Here is an 18,525-nt window from a genome sequence, read left to right on the forward strand (position 1 = left end):
AGTTTGCCAAGTCTTTAACGCCTCTTAACGCCGCATTTACCATCCAGGCGGCAGTTTCTGCCTAGCGGGTTCGGTTCGTCCCGCGTGTGCAGGGGCGGTTGCGCGTGGGCGGCTTCACGGAAGCTTTGAAGAAGTTCGGCGTCGGACGCCTGGCCGCCATCCTGGGCGTGGCCGCAGGCGTGGCCGCCGTCCTGGTCGCCGTCATGCTGCGCGTGGGCCAGGCGCCGGACGCCTTGCTCTATTCCAACCTCGACCTGCGCGAGGCGGCCGAGATCGGCGCGGCCCTGGATCAGGCCAGTATCAAATACTCCTCCAAGGGCGACGGCTCGACCATCTTCGTCAGTCGCGACGAAGTCGGCGCGGCGCGCCTGATGCTGGCGGGCAAGGGGCTCGTGACCTCGGGCAGCGTCGGCTACGAGATCTTCGACAACCAGTCGGTGCTGGGTCAGACCGAGTTCCAGCAGAACCTGAACGAACAGCGCGCCCTGCAGGGCGAACTGGCGCGCACCATCATGTCGATGCGCGGCATTTCCTCGGCCCGCGTCCACATCACCATGCCTCGGCGCGAGATGTTCCAGGCCGCCGCCATCGATCCCACCGCCGCCGTGGTGGTGGGGCTGTCGGGCCGCGATCTGACGGCCGATCAGGTGCGGGCCATCCGCAACGTCGTCGCCTCGTCCGTGCCGAACCTGAAGCCGGACAAGGTCACGGTGACGGACCAGGCCAACCGCACCCTGGCGGCCGGGTCCGAGGACACCGGCTTCACCTCGGCCACCGCCGAAGCGGCCAAGGCCTCGACCGAGGCCCAGATGCAGGCCCGCATCAAGGACATCGTCGAGGGCGTCGTCGGCGTCGGCGCCGCGCGCGTGCAGGTGACGGCCGACATCGACCATAGCCGCTCGACCACCCAGGAGCAGCGTTTCGATCCGGATGGCCAGGTCGTCCGCTCGACCTCGACCAACGGCAGCCAGTCGCAGGATACGACCGGCCAGCAGGACGGCGGCGTCACCGCCACCAACAACATCCCCGGCGGAGAGGCGCCCAACGCGACGCCGCTCGGTTCGACCCGCGCCGAGAACACTGAGACGACCAACTATGAAATCTCCAACACCACCACGACGACGGTGAAGGAGCCGGGCGAGGTCCGGAAGCTGTCTGTCTCGGTGGCGGTCGACGGCAAATACACCCCCGCCGCCGAGGGCGGGGGCGAACCGACCTACGCGGCCCGCACCGAAGAGGAGGTGCAGCAGATCAAGGCCCTGGTCGCCGCCGCCGTCGGCATCGACGAGGCGCGCGGCGACAAGCTGGAGGTCGTCAACGTCCGCTTCAACCGCGAGCCCTCGGCCGCGCCGGGCGAGGCGCAGGGTTCGTCGCTGTTCGCCTTCGACAAGAACGACATCATGCGCGGGGTCGAGCTGCTGATCCTGGTGATCACGGGCTTCGTGCTGGTCTTCTTCGTCCTGCGCCCGCTGCTGAAGGCGGCGACCGGGCCGGGCGGCGCGCCCGCCGTCGTCGGCGCCGGCGGCATTCCCGTCACGGCGCTGGACACCCAGCTTGTCGGCGGAACCCTGCCGGGCGGCGCGCCCATGTTGGCCGGACCCAGCGACATGGAGCAGCGCATCGACATCGCCCGCATCGAGGGGCAGGTGAAGGCCTCGTCCATCAAGAAGGTCGCCGATTTCGTCGACAGCCACCCAGAGGAATCCACGGCGATCCTGCGCGCCTGGATGCATGAAACCTGATGGCGGCGCGGCTGGTTTCAAAGGGCGCGGCGGTCGACGACGCCAAGAAGCTGACGGGGCCCGAAAAGGCCGCCGTCGTTCTTCTGTCTCTGGGCGAAGAGCACACGGCCCTGTGGCAGCAGCTCGACGACGAGGAGATCAAGGAGGTCTCCCAGGCCATGGCGGGGCTGGGCAGCGTCACCGCCGCCGTGGTCGAAGAGGTGCTGGTCGAGTTCGTCTCCGGCATCGGCGGCTCGGGCTCGCTGATGGGCTCCTACGAGCAGACGCAGCGCCTCTTGGCTTCCTTCATGCCGTCCGACCGGGTCGAGGCCCTGATGGAGGAGATCCGCGGTCCCGCCGGCCGCACCATGTGGGACAAGCTCGGCAATGTGAACGAGGCCGTGCTCGCCAACTATCTGAAGAACGAATACCCGCAGACGGTCGCGGTGGTCCTGTCCAAGATCAAGCCGGACCACGCCTCGCGCGTGCTGACGGCCCTGCCCGAGGACTTCGCCCTGGAGTGCGTCCAGCGGATGCTGCGCATGGAGCCGGTGCAGCGCGACATCCTCGACAAGATCGAACAGACCCTGCGCAGCGAGTTCATGTCCAACCTGGCGCGCACGTCCAAGCGCGACAGCCATGAGCTGATGGCGGACATCTTCAACAGCTTCGACCGCCAGACCGAGGCCCGTTTCATCGGCGCGCTGGAGGAACGCAACCGCGACGCGGCCGAGCGCATCCGCGCCCTGATGTTCGTGTTCGAGGACCTGTCGCGTCTCGATCCCGGCGGGGTGCAGACCCTGCTGCGCGCGGTCGAGAAGGACCAACTGGGGCTGGCGCTGAAGGGCGCGTCGGACTCCTTGCGCGAAATGTTCTTCTCCAACATGTCCGAGCGCGCCTCGAAGATCATGCGCGAGGACATGGAATCCATGGGGCCTGTCCGCCTCAAGGACGTCGACAACGCCCAGATGGCCATGGTCCAGGTGGCCAAGGATCTGGCGGCGCGCGGCGACATCATGCTGGCCGGCCAGGGCGGCGACGACGAGTTGATCTACTGACATGAGCGCCCTCCCTTCCAACGCCGTCCCCTTCGCCTTCGACACCGAGTTCGGGGCCGACGGCGCCGTGCTGCGCGCCTCGACCTGGCAGCCGACCAAGCGGTCCTTCGCACCGGCCGAGGTCGACGCCCTGATCGCCCAGGCGCGGCTTGAGGCCCGACAGCAGGCGTTGAACGAGGTCGAAGCCCTGCGCGCCGACGCCCTGTCGATCGTGGCGCAGACGGTGTCCCAGGCCGCGACCGCCCTGCGCGGCGTGGCCGAGGCGCACCGGCGCGAATCCGCCGAACTGGCCCTGGCGGCTGCGCGTGTGATCGGTTCGGCCGCCTTTGACCGCTTCCCGCGCCGTCCGCTGGAGGCCGCCATCGAGGCCCTGGGTCAGGAGATGGACGCCACGCCGCGTCTGCTGGTCCGCGCCTCGGGTCTGGATGACGAAGGCCGCGCCCAGATCGAGGCCCTGTGCGCCCAGGCGGGCTTCTCGGGGCTGGTGGTGTTCCGCGATGAGCCGCACCGGCCCGCCGCCGCCTTCGCCCTGGAATGGGCCGACGGCCGCGCCGAGTTCGATCCGGCCGAGGCGGAGGGCCGTGTGGCCGCCGCCCTCGACGCCGCCCTGGCCGCCGAAGCCGGCCACGCCGAGCCGCCTCTTGAAGGCGGCGCCCATGACAGGAGGGGCTTCTGATGGCCACCGACGATCTCTCGCTCGAGGAATTCGGCGAATCCACCGCCCTCAATCTGGCTGACGAGGGTGGTGAGAAATCCGCCGTCGACCTGGCGCCCGTCTTTGACGTGCCGGTCAACATCTCGGCGGTGCTGGGCAAGGCGCACATGTCGGTGGCCCAGCTGCTGAAACTGAACAAGGGCTCGGTGCTGGAGCTGGACCGCAAGGTCGGCGAGGCGATCGACATCTTCGTCAACAATCGGCTGGTGGCGCGCGGCGAGGTCGTCGTCGTCGAGGACCGCCTGGGCGTGACCATGACGGAAATCATCAAGACCGAGGACAAGGGCGCCTGATCGGCCGCCCCGTCACGGACAGGATTTTGAAGGAGTAGGGCGATGCGTCTTCTGGTGGTGGGCCGGCTCAGCGGCCAGCTGGCGACGGCGGTGAAGATGGCCATGGCGCACGGCGCCAAGGTCCAGCACGTTGAGCGAGCCGATCAGGCGACCGAGCAGCTGCGCCGGGGGCAGGGCGCCGACCTGCTGATGGTCGATTACCGCATCGACATCGCCGCCCTGATCGCCGCCAACGACGCCGAGCGCATTCATGTGCCGGTCGTGGCCTGCGGCGTCGACGCCGACGCGCGCGAGGCGGCCGACGCCATCCGCGCCGGAGCCAAGGAGTTCATCCCCCTGCCGCCCGAGGCGGACCTGATCGCCGCCGTCCTGTCGGCGGTGGCGGATGACGAGCGGCCGATGATCTCGGCTGATCCGGCGATGAAGTCGGTCATCCAACTCGCCGATCAGGTGGCGCGTTCGGAAGCCTCCATCCTGATCACCGGCGAAAGCGGTGTCGGCAAGGAGGTGATGGCCCGCTATCTGCACACCCACTCGCGCCGGGCGGACAAGGCCTTCATCAGCGTCAACTGCGCCGCCATCCCGGATAACCTGCTGGAATCCGAGCTGTTCGGCCACGAGAAGGGCGCCTTCACCGGCGCCGTGGCCCGCCGGATCGGCAAGTTCGAGGAGGCCGACGGCGGCACGCTTCTGCTGGACGAGATCAGCGAGATGGACGCCCGGCTTCAGGCCAAGCTGCTGCGCGCCATCCAGGAGCGGGTGATCGACCGCGTCGGCGGGGCCAAGCCCGTGCCCGTCAACATCCGCATCATCGCCACCTCCAACCGCGATCTGGCCAAGGCTGTGGCCGAGGGGACGTTCCGCGAAGACCTGCTGTATCGCCTCAACGTCGTGAACCTGCGCCTGCCTTCCTTGCGCGAACGCCCCGGCGACATCGCCGTGCTGGCCGACCACTTCGTCAAGAAATACGCCGCCGCCAACGGCGTGCCGCCCCGCGCCATCGGCGGCGAGGCCCGGCGCGCCCTGGTCGCCCACCGCTGGCCCGGCAACGTGCGCGAGCTGGAAAACGCCATGCACCGCGCCGTCCTGCTGGCGACGGGCGCCGAGATCGACGTCGACGCCATCCGCCTGCCGGACGGCCGCCCGCTGCTGGGCGGGAGCGAGGGAGGCGGGACGCCCGCCGCCGCGACCTATGACGCCGGCGTGGCCGGTCAGGCGGCCCAGGTCGCCGACGCCGTGACCCGCAGCTTCGTCGGCCAGACCGTGGCCGAGATGGAGAAGACCCTGATCCTGGACACGCTCAGCCACTGCCTGGGCAATCGCACCCATGCGGCGACGATCCTGGGCATCTCCATCCGCACCCTGCGCAACAAGCTGAACGAATACGCCGACCAGGGCACGCCGATCCCGGCGCCCCAGTCGGGCGTCGCGGCCGCCTACGGCGCGGCGGGCTGAGCCGATGCGCGCCGACCGTCGCACCCTGCTGATCGGCGCGGGCGCCCTCGCTCTGGGCGCCTGTACGCGAGCGACGGAGCCAGCGGCCGTCGAACCGGTCGTGCTCGATCTCGACCTGTCGGCGCTGGAAGCCCGCCACGGCGGCCGTCTGGGCGTCTCGGTCGCGACCGACGGCAAGCAGGCCGCCTGGCGCGGCGATGAGCGGTTCGTCTACTGCTCGACCTTCAAGATGTACCTGGCGGCGGCGACCCTGCTGCGGGTTCAGGCGGGACAGGAGCGGTTGGACCGGGCGATCCCGGTGACGCAGGCCGACATGATCAGCCACGCCCCGGTCACGGAGCCGGCGGTCGGCTCGAGCCTCACCATCGAACAGTTGATGAAGGGCGCGGTCGAGGTCAGCGACAACCCCGCCGCCAACATCCTGATCCGCGAAATGGGCGGGCTGGAGCCCTTGCGCGCCTTCTATCGCAGCATCGGCGACGACAGCACGCGCGTCGACCGGCTCGAGCCGGAACTGAACGTCGCAGACGACGACAAGGACACCATCACCCCCGACCAGTCCGTGAAGAACATCCAGCGGCTGCTGGTCGCGGCCGACACGCCCTTGGATACGGCGTCCAAGACCCTGCTGATGCGTTGGCTGGTCGATACGCCGACGGGGCAGAGGCGGATCAAGGCGGGCGTTCCCGCCGGTTGGACCGTGGCGCACAAGACGGGCACCGGCGGCTATGGCCCGGTCAACGACATCGGCCTGATCCTGCCGCCGAATGGGCCCGCCATCGCTATCGCGGTCTATTTCCACGCCACGAAGGATCTCGACCGACGCCCAGCGCGAGGCGGCAGTCGCCGACGCGACCCGGCAGGCGCTCAAGGCGCTGGGGCATGGCTGACGGCCGCCGAATCCTGTCATCAGGCGGCATGACCTTCGCACGTCGTCATGGCTGATGCGCCGATCCTGATGAAGGACGGGCTGGCGCGCCCCACGGGGCGCGAGGCCCTCGGCTGGCTGATGCGCGGCGAGGTCGGCATGGCGGTCGGCGTCATCGCCGTCATCATGCTGCTGATCGTGCCGATCCCGAAGATGCTTCTGGATCTGCTGCTGGCGATCTCGCTGGTGTCCAGCGTGCTGATCCTGATGACGGCCGTGATGATGAAGCGGCCGTTGGACTTCGCCATCTTCCCCACGGTGCTGCTGGTCTCGACCCTGTATCGGCTGGGGCTGAACCTGGCCTCGACGCGGCTGATCCTCAGCAACGGTCAGGAAGGCCACGACAGCGCGGGCAAGATCATCCAGGCCTTCGGCGAGCTGATGATGGGGGGCAACTTCATCATCGGCGTCATCATCTTCGCCATCCTGCTGGTGGTGAACTTCGTCGTCATCACCAAGGGCGCCACCCGTATCGCCGAGGTCTCGGCCCGCTTCACCCTGGACTCCATGCCGGGCAAGCAGATGGCCATCGACGCCGACCTCTCGGCCGGGCTGATCAACGAGGATCAGGCCAAGCTGCGCCGCAAGGAGCTGGAGCAGGAATCGACCTTCTTCGGGGCCATGGACGGCGCCTCGGAATTCGTGCGCGGCGACGCCGTGGCGGGTCTGATCATCACCTTCATCAACGTCATCGGCGGCCTGCTGATCGGCGTGCTGCAGCACGGCATGCCGGCCATGGACGCCGCCAACACCTACGTGCAGCTGACTGTCGGCGACGGTCTGGTGACGCAGATCCCGGCCATCATCGTCTCGGTCGCGGCGGGCTTTCTCGTCACCAAGGCGGGCGTGGAAGGCTCGGCCGACAAGGCCTTCGCCGCCCAGCTGGCGACCAATCCGGTGTCCTTGGGCGTGGTGTCGGGCACGGCGGGCTTGATCGGCCTGATCCCGGGAATGCCGCTGCTGCCGTTCGCAGCGCTGGCGCTGGGGACGGGCTTCATGGCGTGGAAGCTGGGCCGCGACCGGTTGAAGCCTCCGCCCGCCGAGCCGGTCGATCTGAAGCCGAAGGAGGATGTGGAGGAGCCGATCTCCACCGCCCTGACCATCGATGAGGTGAAGATCGAGCTGGGTTACGCCCTGCTGGCCCTGATCAACGATCTGGAGGGACGGCGGCTGACGGACCAGATCCGCGCCCTGCGCCGCTCGCTGGCCCAGGAATACGGCTTCGTCATGCCGTCGGTCCGGATCCTCGACAACATGCGCCTGCCCAATCAGGGCTACGCCATCCGCATCAAGGAGATGGACGCCGGATCGGGCGAGGTGCGCCTGGCCTCCCTGATGGCCATGGACCCGGCGGGCCGTCAGGTCGAGCTGCCGGGCGAGCACACGCGCGAGCCCGCTTTCGGTCTGCCCGCCACCTGGATCGACGAGTCGCTGCGGGAAGAGGCGACCTTCCGCGGCTACACCATCGTCGATCCCTCGACGGTGCTGACCACCCACCTGACCGAAATCCTCAAGGAGAACATGGCCGAGCTGCTCTCCTACGCCGAGGTGCAGAAGCTGCTGAAGGAGCTGAAGGGCGAGGAGCAGAAGCTGGTCGACGAACTGATCCCCTCGGTCGTCACCGTCACTACGCTGCAGCGCGTGCTTCAGGCCCTGTTGCGCGAGAAGGTGTCGATCCGCGACCTGCCAGCCATCCTCGAAGGCTTGGCCGAGGCCGCGCCGCACACCACCAGCGTCGCCACCCTGGTCGAACACGTCCGCAGTCGCCTGGCGCGCCAGCTGTGCTGGCAGCACAAGGCTGACGACGGCGCCCTGCCCATCGTCACCCTGTCGCCCGAGTGGGAGCAGGCCTTCGCCGAGAGCCTGGTCGGTCCGGGCGAGGACAAGCAGCTGGCCATGGCGCCCAGCCGCCTGCAGGACTTCATCCGCGCCGTGCGCGAGGTGTTCGAGCGCGCCGCCATGACGGGCGAGAACCCGGTCCTGCTGACCGGGCCGCAGGTGCGCCCCTACGTCCGCTCCATCATCGAACGCTTCCGCGGCCAGACGGTGGTGATGAGCCAGAACGAAATTCATCCCAAGGCCCGGCTCCGGACGGTCGGTTCGGTCTAGACCCTGCGGTAGGGGCTGGACACGGCTTCGGCGGCGAATAAGGTTCGGGATATGAAACGTTTCCGGCCGGCTCTGCGCACCTTCGGAATCTTCCTGCGCACCCCGACCCTCAGTCGCTCGATCATCGCCCTTCTGGCCCTGGCGCTGCTGCTGCTGCTGGCCGTCAATACGGCGACGCTGGTGATGATCCAGCGCACCTCCAACTACAACGACACCGTCGACCACAGCCAGCAGGTGCGCCTGGCGGCCAAGGACACGGTGATGCTGCTGACCGACGCCGAGACCGGGCAGCGCGGTTTCATGCTGACGGCGCGGGCCGAGTATCTGGGCGTGCACGACAACGCCGTCGCCAAGCTGCCGGCAGTGCTCGAGCGCCTTGAGACCCTGGTGCAGAACGATCCCGAGTCCTCCGCACGCGTGGCCAAGGTCAAGCAGATGGCTCGCGAGCGTCTGGCGCTGATGGACGAAACCATCAACCAGACCCGGACGGGCCGCATCGGCGAGGCCGTCGCGCGCATTCGCGGCGGCCAGGGCAAGACGCTGATGGACGCCATGCGGGTCGAACTGGCGGCGATCGACGCCATCGAGGCGCGCCGCCTGGCCGAGCGCACCCACCAGTCGGAATGGGCCCAGGCCGTGACCGTGGCGGTCAACGCCCTGGCCGGGGTGCTGATCCTGGTGCTGGCGGGGATCAGCGTCTGGCTGGTGCGGCGCTATGTGGCGGAGATCGAGGCCGCGCATTTCGAGCTCGATCGCGTCAACGCGGGTCTGGAGAACGAGGTCCGCGATCGCACCGCCGAACTGACCCGCGCCAACGAGGAAATCCAGCGCTTCGCCTATATCGTCAGCCACGACCTGCGCGCGCCCCTGGTCAACGTCATGGGCTACACCTCCGAACTGGAGCAGGTCTCAAGGATGGTGGATGAGCAACTGACGGCGGTCGACGCGGCGCACCCCGGTCTGACGGACCCCGACGTCCTGCGCGCGGTGCGCGAGGACGCGCCCGAGGCCGTGGGCTTCATCCGCACCTCGACGGCCAAGATGGACCGGCTGATCAACGCCATTCTGCGGCTGTCGCGCGAGGGACGGCGCGCCCTGGCGCCTGAACGGCTGGACATGACCGGCGTGGCCCAGACCATCGCCGACACCGTCCACCATCAGGTCGCTGAAACGGGCGGCGAAATCGTGGTCGGCTCCCTGCCGCCGCTGGAGAGCGATCGTCTGGCGGTCGAGCAGATCTTCGGCAACCTGATCGACAATGCGGTGAAGTATCAGCAGCCCGACCGTCCCATCCGTATCGAGGTCCAGGGGCAGGAGACGCCCGACGGCTGGGTGGAATACCGCATCATCGACAACGGCCGGGGCGTGTCGCCCAAGGATCACGAGCGCATCTTCGAGCTCTTCCGCCGCTCGGGCAAGCAGGACAAGCCGGGCGAAGGTCTGGGCCTGGCCTTCGTGCGCAACATCGTGCGGCGTCTGGGCGGTTCGATCGAAATCGAATCAGAATTGGGCCAAGGGTCGACTTTTTACCTGAAATTTCCGAAACGTCTGGCTATGCTGGGTGACTACCAAGGAGATCGCCTGTGAGCCACTCGGTGAAGATCGTCATGGTCGAGGACGACCATGGGCACGCCAAGCTCATTGAAAAGAACATCCGGCGGGCGAACATCGCCAACGACATCGTTCATTTCGATCACGGGGAGGCGGCCCTGGACTATCTGTTCAGCGAAGAGGTTCGCCACAACGGGCCGGTGCTGATCCTCCTGGACCTGAATCTGCCGGACATGTCGGGCACGGATATCCTGGAAAAGGTGAAGTCCGACGACAATCTGCGACGCGCGCCTGTGGTCGTTCTGACCACCACGGACGACAAGGTCGAGATCCAGCGCTGCTACGATCTGGGCTGCAACGTCTACATCACCAAGCCTGTCGACTATGAGGCCTTTGCGGGCGCCATCCGCCAGCTGGGTCTGTTCCTGTCCGTCATGCAGGCGCCCGAGATCTGACGCCGTGACGGAACCGGGGGCTTCAATCCGTCTCTTGTACATCGACGACGACCGGGGGTTGTCGCGGCTGGTCCAGAAGGAGCTGGGCCGCCACGGCTATGAGGTCACCTGCGCGCCCGACGCCGACACCGGCTATGAGACGCTGAAGGCCGGCCAGTTCGACGTCTGCGCCCTGGATCACTATATGCCCGGCCGCGAAGGGCTGGACGTCCTGCCGGACATTCTGGCCCTGCCGACGCCGCCGCCGGTGGTCTATGTCACCGGGGCCCAGGACGGCCGCATCGCCGTGGCCGCCCTGCGCGCCGGGGCCGCCGACTACGTCATCAAGGACGTGTCCGAGGACTTCACCGCCCTTCTGCGTTCGGCTGTCGAGGACGCCTTGCTGCGCCGCCGCCTGGAGCGTGAGAACGAAGAGGCGCATGAGGAAGTCCGCCAGGCGCGCGATCGCGCCGAGGCCCTGCTGCGCGAGGTCAACCACCGCGTCGGCAACTCCCTCCAACTGGTGTCCAGCTTCATCTCCCTGCAGCTGCGCCAGCTTGTCGATGAGGGGGCGCGCGACGCCCTGCGCGAGGCCCAGGTCCGCATCGAGGCCGTGGCCCATGTCCATCGCCGCCTCTACACCTCGGCCGATGTCGAGCGGGTGCAGATGGACGAGTATCTCGCCGGCCTGGTCGAGGAATTGGGCAAGTCCATCGGCCCCGACGACGATGGACCGCGACTGGCCCTGCGCGCCGAGGCGCTGCAGGTGACGACCGACCAGGCCGTCTCCCTGGGCGTCATCGTCACCGAACTGGTCACCAACGCCGTGAAATACGCCTATGAGCCCGGCGCGGCGGGCGAGATTCGTGTGATCCTTGAGCGGATGGAGGATGGACGCCGCGCCCTGCTGACGGTCGAGGACGACGGGCCGGGGCTGGGCGACGGCCAGCCCAAGGGCACGGGTCTGGGCTCCAAGATCATCTCGGCCATGGCCGGCGGCCTGCGCTCGGCGATCGAGGTCGATCCCTCCCACCATGGCGTGCGCGCTCGCCTGGCGTTTGATCTCTAGACGACGCTTTGGGGGTTTCGTCCGGCGTCGCGGCGGGTTTAGTCTCCGCGAGATGAAGCTTCAGTTCGGCACAGCCCGCCCCGGTCTCGACTACATCCACCGCCCCGCTGTCTTCGGCATCGCCGAGCGTGACGGCCGCCTGGCCTGCGTGCGCGTGGATCGCGGCGACGGACACGCCTATTTCGACCTGCCCGGCGGCGCCCTGGACGGCGAGGAGACGGAGCAGCAGGCGCTGGTGCGCGAGTTCGCCGAGGAGACGGGCCTGATCATCCAGCCGGTCGACCGCCTGACAGAGGCGGCGCAGTATTTCCTCAGGTCGGACGGCACGCCGGTCAACAACGTCGGCGGCGTCTGGATCGTCAGCGTGACCGGCGCCGATCCCTCGACCAAGCAGGAAGCCGACCATGAACTGGTTTGGCTGGAGCCGATGCGCGCCCTGTTCAGCCTGCGTCATGAGGCCCACAGCTGGGCCGTCGCCCGCTGGCTGCGCGATCGTCACGCCGCCGCCTCGGAACCCGGCTGAGTAGAAAGGGTTGTTTTCCCTGAGGGCCGCCACTCCCGGCGGCTCGCCCTACAGGGAGCTCCCCATGCCCGACCACGATCGCATCGAAGGCGCCGCCAAGAACATCGGCGGCAAGCTCAAGGAAGCCGCCGGCAAGCTGACCGGCGACGAAAAACTGAATGCCGAAGGCCGCGCCGATCAGGTGGCGGGCAAGGTCCAGAACGCCGTCGGCGGCGTCAAGGACGCGCTGAAGGGCGACAAGGGCTGATTTCGTCCTGGCCGCCGCCCTTGCTGGGCGGCGGTCGCGGCCACAGTCCTGCCGAAATCTGTTTTAAGTATCGTCGTCATGTCAGTTGCTGCTGGGGGAAGCAGGCGGATGTGGTCGCGACGATCGATCTTGTTAGGGGCTGCAGGGGCGGGCGTAGCGCGTGCGACGCCTGTTTGGCCGCAGGAGGCGCTGTCGAATGACGAGCTCTTCTTCAGCGAAGGCCGCTATTTGCCCACCTATCTGGACCTGAAGGCCCGGTCCGAAGCGGGCGACGAGGCCGCACGCCAGATGCTGAGCCAGTTCGCGTCCTTTCTGGGCGATGAGGATACCGCCGTCGGTCTGGACGAACGGCCGCCTCGGCCGTCTGTCGTTCCGCCCGATCTCGACGGCGCCGTGGCCCGAGATGCAATGGAGGCCATTACCGAGGCCGCTCGCAATACCCGCATCGTCATCCTGAACGAAGCGCATAATGTTTCAGGGCACCGCGCCTTCGCAGCGCGGGTCATGCGGGCGCTGCGCCCGCTGGGCTATGACTGGTTCGCCGCCGAGACCTTCACCCCGCCTCAGCCTGATACCCTTGTTCGGATCGGCGCCTATGCGAAAGGCGCCCCCTTCCTAGCCGGCTATGGCTACTACACCCATGATCCGGTCTTCGCCGAGATGGTGCGCGAGGCGGCTCGACTCGGCTACCGCTTCTCGGATTATGAACAACGCTTTGACCAAAGGGCGCCTGAGGGCGCGGACGCCGCCGCGCAGATCGCCGCGCGTGAAGAGGCGCAGGCCGACAACCTGATCGCCAACATCCTGTCGGCCAATCCTGACGCGCGTGTCTTCGTTTTCGTCGGCTATAGTCACGCCATGGAGAAGGAAGGGCGGGGCGGGCTGTGGTTCGCCGCGCGCCTGAAGGCCAAGACGGGCATCGACCCGTTGACCATTGAGCAGTCGATGAACTGGCCCGCGATCGCGCCCGAGAATGACGCGCCGCACGTCGCCGCTGTCCTGACCCGTTTTGCGCCCGAAGCGCCGATCGTGGCGTCGAAGGACGGCGAGAGCATCGCCTCGCCCAACTATGCCGGGAAGATGGATCTGTCGGTCTTCCACCCGCGCATGGCGCCCGTGGCGGGGCGACCAGGGTGGCTGGCGGCCGATCCTGAGCGGCGGCGCGTCATGATCAAGGTCCCCACCTTGAACGAACAGGCGCTGATCCAAGCCTTGCCGATGGCGGAAGCCGCCGCCGGTCTGCCGTCGGATCACTATCTGCTGGCGCCCGGCGCGTCGGAGGCGACGTTCTTTCTTCACCCCGGCCGCTATTTCTTCCGTCAGGAGACCGCAGCGGGCATCCGGCCGGCCTTCGGCGCGCTTAGCATCGATTAGCGCGCCAGCGTTCGCATCGCCCGTTCCAGTCCCTCCAGCGTCAGGGGGAACATGCGATGCTCCATCACTTCGCCGATCAGGCTGACCGAGGGGGTGTAGCTCCAGTGGCGTTCGGGGACGGGGTTCAGCCAGACCGACTTGTCCCACTGTTCACGGGCGCGTTTCAGCCAGACGGCGCCCGCCTCCTCGTTCCAGTGCTCGACCGAGCCGCCGGGCATGGTCACCTCATAGGGCGACATAGTCGCGTCGCCGACGAAGATGGCGCGCCAGTCGCCGGGGTATTTGTGGATCAGATCCCAGGTCGGGATGCGCTCGCTGTGGCGGCGTCGGTTGTCCTTCCACACCCCTTCGTAGAGGCAGTTGTGGAAGTAGAAAAACTCCAGGTTCTTGAACTCGGTCCGCGCGGCCGAGAACAGCTCTTCACACAGCTGGACATGGCCGTCCATCGAGCCGCCGACGTCGAGGAACAGCAGCACCTTGATCGTATTGCGCCGCTCGGGCCGCATGTGGATGTCCAGCCAGCCCTGACGCGCCGTGCCGTCGATGGTGCCGTCGATGTCCAGTTCCTCGGCCGCGCCTTCGCGGGCGAAGCGACGCAGGCGGCGTAAGGCGACCTTGATGTTGCGCGTGCCCAGTTCGACCGTGTCGTCCAGGTTCCTGTATTCGCGCTTTTCCCAGACCTTGACCGCGCGGCCGTGACGGCCGGGGCCGCCGATGCGGACACCCTCGGGGTTGTAGCCGACGTGGCCGAAGGGGCTGGTGCCGCCCGTGCCGATCCAGCGGTTGCCGCCCTGGTGGCGCTCCTTCTGCTCCTCGAGGCGCTGTTTCAACGTCTCCATCAGCTGCTCGAAACCGCCGAGCGCCTCGATCTGGGCCTTCTCTTCGTCGGTCAGGTATTTTTCGGTCAGCAGCCGCAGCCAGTCCTCGGGGATGTCGGCGGTGATCTCCTCGCCGGGGCCGACGCCCTCCAGCCCCTTGAACACCTTGCCGAAGACCTGATCGAAGCGGTCGTAGTGCTTCTCGTCCTTGACCAGAACGGCGCGCGACAGGTGATAGAAAGCCTCCACGTCGCGCCCGGCCACGCCCTTGTCCATGGCCTCCATCAGATGGAGCCATTCCTTGAGCGACACGGGCACCTTGGCCTCGCGCAGGGCGGTGAAGAAGGGCAGGAGCATTAGTTATCTTCCGCAGGAAGATGGCAGGACCAGCGCGCGCAGTATCTGTTCCTCAGGCCGATCCATTTGGCTTCGTCGCTTCTAGAAGGAAAATCCGACGTGACGCGCAGCCACTCGTCCTCTGTCGGGGTACGCGAGGGCGTTCCGTCCGAAAGATAGGCGATCATCTCATCTTCTGACGATAGGCGCGCGATAGCTAGCGCTTGCCTCTCAATGTACTCATTGTCGCCCAAGGGACGTTTTTCTCGCAGCCATTGGCGAACGATCTCAATGCGGCTGGGCGCGAGTCCGTTCAGGAGAGATTCCTCTTCGTTCGCCATTATAACGCTGAGGTCTTGGGTGACGATCTGCTTGGCCAAGGCTAGCGCTGCCGCCGATGGAGGCGGCCCGGAGTAGGGGGAGGGCTCATCCGCCGTTTCCTCGATGGTGTCCGTCGAGAACAGGATGCGGAACGCGATCCGGCGCGTCACTTGAACGCCGTCCACGATCGCGGGTCTGGCGACGCCGGTCGCCGCCACGTTCAGGCCCGCCCTCTCGAAGCCAAGCCCTTCTGGAGCGACCGCAGTGACTTTGCAGTCCTGAGGAGGCCCCAATACGACAACCCTGCATTCCAAGGCGACCTCGCCCGAAATGCCGATAGCCATGGCGAAGCCCGGGAAGTTCTGCGCTACAGCGTCGGGAGAGGGTGGCGTGCGCCAGCCTGGAGCGGAATGGTCAACGGCAGCGCCGAGCTGCTGATGCTGGGGTATTTCCCTTGATGCTGGGGCTGTCATGGCGACCCCCAAGGCGCCTACCAGCAAGATTCCGCTTAGCATCGGGTGTCCTTGGGCCTCTATGTTCTCGTCGAAATAGAGGCGGATATTAACCGCGCCGCAAGATGAACTCGTCATCCATCCAGGCGCCGACAGGATATTGATACTCGCCCGCCTTCTCGAAGCCGTAGGCGGCGTAGAGCTTCTGGGCCTTCTCATTGCCGCTCCAGACGCCGATCCACAGGGGGCCGTTGGTGTGGGCTTCCATCCACTCCAGCGCGATCTTCAGCAGCTTCGTGCCCAGGCCGAGGCCCTGCGCCGGCTTGCCGACATAGAGGCGGCGCAGCTCGGCGTGGCTGGCCCGGCCGTCAGGGTGGGGCAGGGTGTTCGGCCCGGCGTTGGCGAAGGCCAGCAGTTCGCCCTCGCGCTCGGCCACCCACCAGGCGGCGCCCGGTTCAGCGAGTTTGGTGGTGAGCGTCTCGGTGTTGAAGCTGGCGTCCAGAAAGGCGGTCAGGTCGGCGGCCGGATAGGGAATGCCGAAGCCGGTGACGAAGGTGTCGATGAAGGTCTGGCGCCCCAGCACGGCCAGGGCGGCGGCGTCTTCGGGGCGGGCGGGGCGGATCACGGGAGCGCTCATCGGCCGACCCATAGCGCCGCGAGAGGGCCGGGAGAAGGCGCGCCTCGACGCCTGGCCCCCCGTTCAATACGGCCTCGTCATCTTTGCGTGGTTGCAGGGCCGCGCGACGAGAGCTACCACCCTTGTCCAATGTGCGTCGTTCGCGGCGTGCGCCAATGCTGGAATCGGGGAGGTATAGGGACGCCAAGGCCTTGGTTTCACAGGCTGATCCCGTGCTATGACTTCTCCTGCGCTCATGACTCATTCCGAATCCGCAGTTCAGACGCCGGTCGCGGCCGTTCAGGCCGTCGAGGCGGGCGTCCGTTTCGGCGCAATCACCCTGGCCCGTCACGGCGAGCCGGCCCTGTCGCGCAAATGCATGATTACTTCGGACCAGTATCGCGACTGGTGGGGGCGCTATGAGATCGGCGGGCTTCGCGCGGGACAGACGCCGCCGCAGACCCTGCTGACCGCCGCCGAAGGGGCGGGAGCCATCTACGCCTCCACCCGCCCGCGCGCCCAGGAAACCGCCAAGGCCGTGGCGCCGGGCCGCGACGTGCTGGTCGACGCCCTGTTCATTGAGGCCCCCCTGCCGCCGCCGCGCTTTCCGTCCTGGATCAAGCTGTCGCCGCGCTACTGGGGCGTGATCTCCCGCGTCTGGTGGCACGCCTTCAACCACCACGAGGGCCAGGAAACCCGCGCAGAGGCCGAGGTCCGCGCCGATCAGGCTGCGCGCGTCCTGATCGCTCGCGCCTCGGAAGGCCACGATGTCCTAGTGCTGGCGCACGGCTATTTCAACCACATGGTCGGCCAGCGGCTGAAGGCGCACGGCTGGCGTCTGGCGCACAATCAGGGCTTCAAATACTGGTCCCAGCGCCGTTTCGTGAAGCGCTGACGTCGCGGCCTCAGGAAGGCCGTTGAAGCGGCGCGCGCGCCTCTCTAGGTTGCGCCCATCATGACCGACGCATCCGCCTCCCCCGCCGTGCCCGCCGATCTCAGCTTCGAGGACGCCCTGTCGCGTCTGGAGGGCATCGTTTCGCGCCTGGAATCGGGTCAGGCGCCGCTCGAGGAATCCATCGCCCTGTATGAAGAGGGCGCACGGCTGAAGGCCCATTGCGAGGCGCGGCTGAAGGCCGCCCAACTGCGGGTCGAGAAGATCGTCGTCGGCGCCGACGGCCAGGCCAAGGGCGTCGAACCGGCCGAGTTCGGCTGATGTCGGACGCAAGCGCCATCGCGCCGCAGATCGGCTTCGACGACTTCATGAAGGTCGATGTCCGCGTGGGCCGGATCATCAAGGCCGAGCCTTTCCCCGAGGCCCGCAAACCCGCCTATAAGCTGACCATCGACTTCGGCGACGCGATCGGGGTCAGGAAGTCCTCGGCCCAGATCACCCATCACTACACGCTGGACCAGCTGGACGGCCGCAAGGTCGCCGCCGTGGTCAATTTTCCGCCGCGCCAGATCGGGCCGGTGATGTCCGAGGTGCTGACGCTCGGCTTCCCCGACGCCGAGGGGAATGTCGTCCTGGTCGGCGTCGACCGCGACCTGCCGCTGGGCGGGAGGCTGTTTTGACCATGCTCGCCGCCAATTCGCCCGAGCAGGCCGTCATCGACCGGGTGGCCGAGATCGCCGATGTGGTCACCGTCGCCCTGGACCGCCTTCTGCCGCGCGCCGACGGGCCCGAGGCCCGGCTGACCGAGGCCATGCGCTATGCCGCCCTGGGACCGGGCAAGCGGCTGCGCCCCTTCTTCGCCATCGAGGCGGGCCGGATGCTGGAGGTCGAGGAATGCGCCGTCCTGCGCGCCGCCTGCGCCCTGGAATGCGTCCACGCCTATTCGCTGGTGCATGACGACCTGCCGGCGATGGACGACGACGATGTGCGGCGCGGCCGTCCGACCCTGCACATCGCCTATGACGAGGCGACCGCCATCCTGGCCGGCGACGCCCTGCAGACGGCGGCTTTCGACATCATCCTGGACGAGGAGACGCACGACGACCCGGCCGTGCGGTGCGAACTGGCGCGGCGCCTGTCCTTCGCCTCCGGTGCGCGGGGCATGGCCGGCGGCCAGATGATCGACCTGATGGGGGTCCGCGACGATCTGGGCGGGGTGGCCCGGATGCAGCGCCTGAAGACCGGCGCCCTGTTCGCCTACGCCTTCGAGATTCCGCTGATCGTCGCCGACGCCAATGAGGCGGCGTGGCACGCCCTGACCAGCTTCGCCCACGACATCGGTCTGGCCTATCAGATCGTCGACGATGTCCTCGACGCCGAAGGTTCGGCCGAAGAGATGGGCAAGGCGGCGGGCGGCAAGGACGCGGCGCTGGGCAAGACCAATTTCGTCACCCTGCTGGGCGTCGATGCGGCGCGGCAGAGGGTCGCGCATCTGGCCGATCAGGCCCGCTCGCACCTTGACCTGTTCGGTCATGAGGCCGAAATCCTCAAGGCCAGCGTGGACTTTGTGCTTAAACGCCGGTCCTGATAGGAAACGCGCCCGCCCTCAGCGG

Annotated in this window: 20 protein-coding genes; 17 read left to right on the forward strand and 3 right to left on the reverse strand. The window is 67.5% G+C overall.

From position 1 onward, the window contains the following. The first annotated feature begins 104 nt into the window (after positions 1 to 104). From fliF to AC52GN_RS03505, 13 genes are all read left to right on the forward strand, one after another. Positions 105 to 1,742 carry a flagellar basal-body MS-ring/collar protein FliF gene (gene fliF / locus AC52GN_RS03445; RefSeq protein ID WP_496528186.1) on the forward strand — a complete coding sequence of 546 codons (1,638 nt, stop codon included), beginning with the start codon at positions 105 to 107 and terminating at the stop codon, positions 1,740 to 1,742. Further along, on the forward strand, positions 1,742 to 2,779 hold the full coding sequence (gene fliG, locus AC52GN_RS03450) for a flagellar motor switch protein FliG (protein ID WP_291778319.1): 1,038 nt from the start codon (positions 1,742 to 1,744) through the stop codon (positions 2,777 to 2,779). Before fliF ends, fliG begins: the two co-directional genes overlap by 1 nt. Before the next feature lies 1 nt (position 2,780). Further along, entirely contained in the window at positions 2,781 to 3,455 is a 675-nt protein-coding gene (locus tag AC52GN_RS03455; protein WP_343831049.1) for a FliH/SctL family protein, read from the forward strand. Beyond that, the gene (fliN, locus tag AC52GN_RS03460) at positions 3,455 to 3,787 is read left to right on the forward strand and encodes a flagellar motor switch protein FliN (RefSeq protein ID WP_087141885.1); all 333 of its coding nucleotides are present in this window, start codon (positions 3,455 to 3,457) and stop codon (positions 3,785 to 3,787) included. Before AC52GN_RS03455 ends, fliN begins: the two co-directional genes overlap by 1 nt. Positions 3,788 to 3,829: 42 nt before the next feature. Next, positions 3,830 to 5,242: a sigma-54-dependent transcriptional regulator FlbD gene (gene flbD, locus AC52GN_RS03465; RefSeq protein WP_496528187.1), complete on the forward strand. Its 1,413-nt coding sequence runs from the start codon at positions 3,830 to 3,832 to the stop codon at positions 5,240 to 5,242. Positions 5,243 to 5,246: 4 nt separating this feature from the next. Further along, a complete protein-coding gene (gene bla / locus AC52GN_RS03470) occupies positions 5,247 to 6,164 on the forward strand; it encodes a class A beta-lactamase (protein WP_496528188.1) in 918 nt (305 codons plus the stop codon). Positions 6,165 to 6,179: 15 nt separating this feature from the next. Then, positions 6,180 to 8,279, forward strand: coding sequence for a flagellar biosynthesis protein FlhA (gene flhA / locus AC52GN_RS03475; protein ID WP_496528189.1), 2,100 nt, complete (start codon positions 6,180 to 6,182; stop codon positions 8,277 to 8,279). A 51-nt stretch (positions 8,280 to 8,330) separates the two neighbouring features. Beyond that, complete coding sequence (locus AC52GN_RS03480) at positions 8,331 to 9,866, forward strand: sensor histidine kinase (protein WP_343831053.1); 1,536 nt, start codon at positions 8,331 to 8,333, stop codon at positions 9,864 to 9,866. Positions 9,867 to 9,886: 20 nt separating this feature from the next. Beyond that, positions 9,887 to 10,285: a response regulator gene (locus AC52GN_RS03485; RefSeq protein WP_291778440.1), complete on the forward strand. Its 399-nt coding sequence runs from the start codon at positions 9,887 to 9,889 to the stop codon at positions 10,283 to 10,285. 34 nt (positions 10,286 to 10,319) lie between these two features. Continuing rightward, positions 10,320 to 11,333, forward strand: a complete 1,014-nt coding sequence (locus tag AC52GN_RS03490; protein ID WP_338576261.1) for a histidine kinase dimerization/phosphoacceptor domain -containing protein — start codon at positions 10,320 to 10,322, stop codon at positions 11,331 to 11,333. A gap of 52 nt (positions 11,334 to 11,385) precedes the next feature. Then, a complete protein-coding gene (locus tag AC52GN_RS03495; RefSeq protein WP_291778341.1) occupies positions 11,386 to 11,856 on the forward strand; it encodes an NUDIX domain-containing protein in 471 nt (156 codons plus the stop codon). Positions 11,857 to 11,920: 64 nt separating this feature from the next. Further along, positions 11,921 to 12,103: a CsbD family protein gene (locus AC52GN_RS03500; protein ID WP_496528190.1), complete on the forward strand. Its 183-nt coding sequence runs from the start codon at positions 11,921 to 11,923 to the stop codon at positions 12,101 to 12,103. A gap of 228 nt (positions 12,104 to 12,331) precedes the next feature. Continuing rightward, positions 12,332 to 13,477, forward strand: coding sequence for a hypothetical protein (locus AC52GN_RS03505; RefSeq protein WP_496528191.1), 1,146 nt, complete (start codon positions 12,332 to 12,334; stop codon positions 13,475 to 13,477). Here the strand turns inward: AC52GN_RS03505 and AC52GN_RS03510 are convergent. From AC52GN_RS03510 to AC52GN_RS03520, 3 genes are all read right to left on the reverse strand, one after another. After that, positions 13,474 to 14,652, reverse strand: coding sequence for a vWA domain-containing protein (locus tag AC52GN_RS03510; RefSeq protein WP_496528192.1), 1,179 nt, complete (start codon positions 14,650 to 14,652; stop codon positions 13,474 to 13,476). The two genes, AC52GN_RS03505 and AC52GN_RS03510, sit on opposite strands and share 4 nt — an antisense overlap. Next, on the reverse strand, positions 14,652 to 15,296 hold the full coding sequence (locus AC52GN_RS03515; RefSeq protein WP_496528193.1) for a hypothetical protein: 645 nt from the start codon (positions 15,294 to 15,296) through the stop codon (positions 14,652 to 14,654). The genes AC52GN_RS03510 and AC52GN_RS03515 overlap by 1 nt, the downstream gene beginning before the upstream one ends. Before the next feature lie 217 nt (positions 15,297 to 15,513). Beyond that, on the reverse strand, positions 15,514 to 16,041 hold the full coding sequence (locus AC52GN_RS03520; RefSeq protein ID WP_496528194.1) for a GNAT family N-acetyltransferase: 528 nt from the start codon (positions 16,039 to 16,041) through the stop codon (positions 15,514 to 15,516). 235 nt (positions 16,042 to 16,276) lie between these two features. Here AC52GN_RS03520 and AC52GN_RS03525 point away from each other — a divergent pair, with 235 nt between their 5' ends. The 4 genes from AC52GN_RS03525 to AC52GN_RS03540 are packed head-to-tail and all read left to right on the forward strand — an operon-like array spanning position 16,277 to position 18,500. After that, positions 16,277 to 16,915 (forward strand): histidine phosphatase family protein, encoded by a 639-nt coding sequence (locus tag AC52GN_RS03525; RefSeq protein ID WP_291778351.1) that lies wholly within the window; start codon positions 16,277 to 16,279, stop codon positions 16,913 to 16,915. Between the two features lie 60 nt (positions 16,916 to 16,975). Then, positions 16,976 to 17,233: an exodeoxyribonuclease VII small subunit gene (locus AC52GN_RS03530; protein ID WP_040344421.1), complete on the forward strand. Its 258-nt coding sequence runs from the start codon at positions 16,976 to 16,978 to the stop codon at positions 17,231 to 17,233. Then, the gene (locus AC52GN_RS03535) at positions 17,233 to 17,592 is read left to right on the forward strand and encodes a tRNA-binding protein (RefSeq protein ID WP_346485669.1); all 360 of its coding nucleotides are present in this window, start codon (positions 17,233 to 17,235) and stop codon (positions 17,590 to 17,592) included. Before AC52GN_RS03530 ends, AC52GN_RS03535 begins: the two co-directional genes overlap by 1 nt. A gap of 2 nt (positions 17,593 to 17,594) precedes the next feature. Next, a complete protein-coding gene (locus AC52GN_RS03540) occupies positions 17,595 to 18,500 on the forward strand; it encodes a polyprenyl synthetase family protein (RefSeq protein WP_338578630.1) in 906 nt (301 codons plus the stop codon). Positions 18,501 to 18,525: the final 25 nt, after the last annotated feature.

The sequence above is a fragment of the Brevundimonas sp. SS2672 genome, from assembly GCF_059579685.1.

Excerpts from the sequence above, each read along its gene's own strand:
- fliG (WP_291778319.1), top strand. The coding sequence starts at position 1,742 with ATGGCGGCGCGGCTGGTTTCAAAGGGCGCGGCGGTCGACGACGCCAAG.
- AC52GN_RS03455 (WP_343831049.1), top strand. The coding sequence starts at position 2,781 with ATGAGCGCCCTCCCTTCCAACGCCGTCCCCTTCGCCTTCGACACCGAG.
- fliN (WP_087141885.1), top strand. The coding sequence starts at position 3,455 with ATGGCCACCGACGATCTCTCGCTCGAGGAATTCGGCGAATCCACCGCC.
- flbD (WP_496528187.1), top strand. The coding sequence starts at position 3,830 with ATGCGTCTTCTGGTGGTGGGCCGGCTCAGCGGCCAGCTGGCGACGGCG.
- bla (WP_496528188.1), top strand. The coding sequence starts at position 5,247 with ATGCGCGCCGACCGTCGCACCCTGCTGATCGGCGCGGGCGCCCTCGCT.
- flhA (WP_496528189.1), top strand. The coding sequence starts at position 6,180 with ATGGCTGATGCGCCGATCCTGATGAAGGACGGGCTGGCGCGCCCCACG.
- AC52GN_RS03480 (WP_343831053.1), top strand. The coding sequence starts at position 8,331 with ATGAAACGTTTCCGGCCGGCTCTGCGCACCTTCGGAATCTTCCTGCGC.
- AC52GN_RS03485 (WP_291778440.1), top strand. The coding sequence starts at position 9,887 with ATGGTCGAGGACGACCATGGGCACGCCAAGCTCATTGAAAAGAACATC.
- AC52GN_RS03495 (WP_291778341.1), top strand. The coding sequence starts at position 11,386 with ATGAAGCTTCAGTTCGGCACAGCCCGCCCCGGTCTCGACTACATCCAC.
- AC52GN_RS03500 (WP_496528190.1), top strand. The coding sequence starts at position 11,921 with ATGCCCGACCACGATCGCATCGAAGGCGCCGCCAAGAACATCGGCGGC.
- AC52GN_RS03510 (WP_496528192.1), bottom strand. The coding sequence starts at position 14,652 with ATGCTCCTGCCCTTCTTCACCGCCCTGCGCGAGGCCAAGGTGCCCGTG.
- AC52GN_RS03515 (WP_496528193.1), bottom strand. The coding sequence starts at position 15,296 with ATGGCTATCGGCATTTCGGGCGAGGTCGCCTTGGAATGCAGGGTTGTC.
- AC52GN_RS03520 (WP_496528194.1), bottom strand. The coding sequence starts at position 16,041 with ATGAGCGCTCCCGTGATCCGCCCCGCCCGCCCCGAAGACGCCGCCGCC.
- AC52GN_RS03525 (WP_291778351.1), top strand. The coding sequence starts at position 16,277 with ATGACTCATTCCGAATCCGCAGTTCAGACGCCGGTCGCGGCCGTTCAG.
- AC52GN_RS03530 (WP_040344421.1), top strand. The coding sequence starts at position 16,976 with ATGACCGACGCATCCGCCTCCCCCGCCGTGCCCGCCGATCTCAGCTTC.
- AC52GN_RS03535 (WP_346485669.1), top strand. The coding sequence starts at position 17,233 with ATGTCGGACGCAAGCGCCATCGCGCCGCAGATCGGCTTCGACGACTTC.
- AC52GN_RS03540 (WP_338578630.1), top strand. The coding sequence starts at position 17,595 with ATGCTCGCCGCCAATTCGCCCGAGCAGGCCGTCATCGACCGGGTGGCC.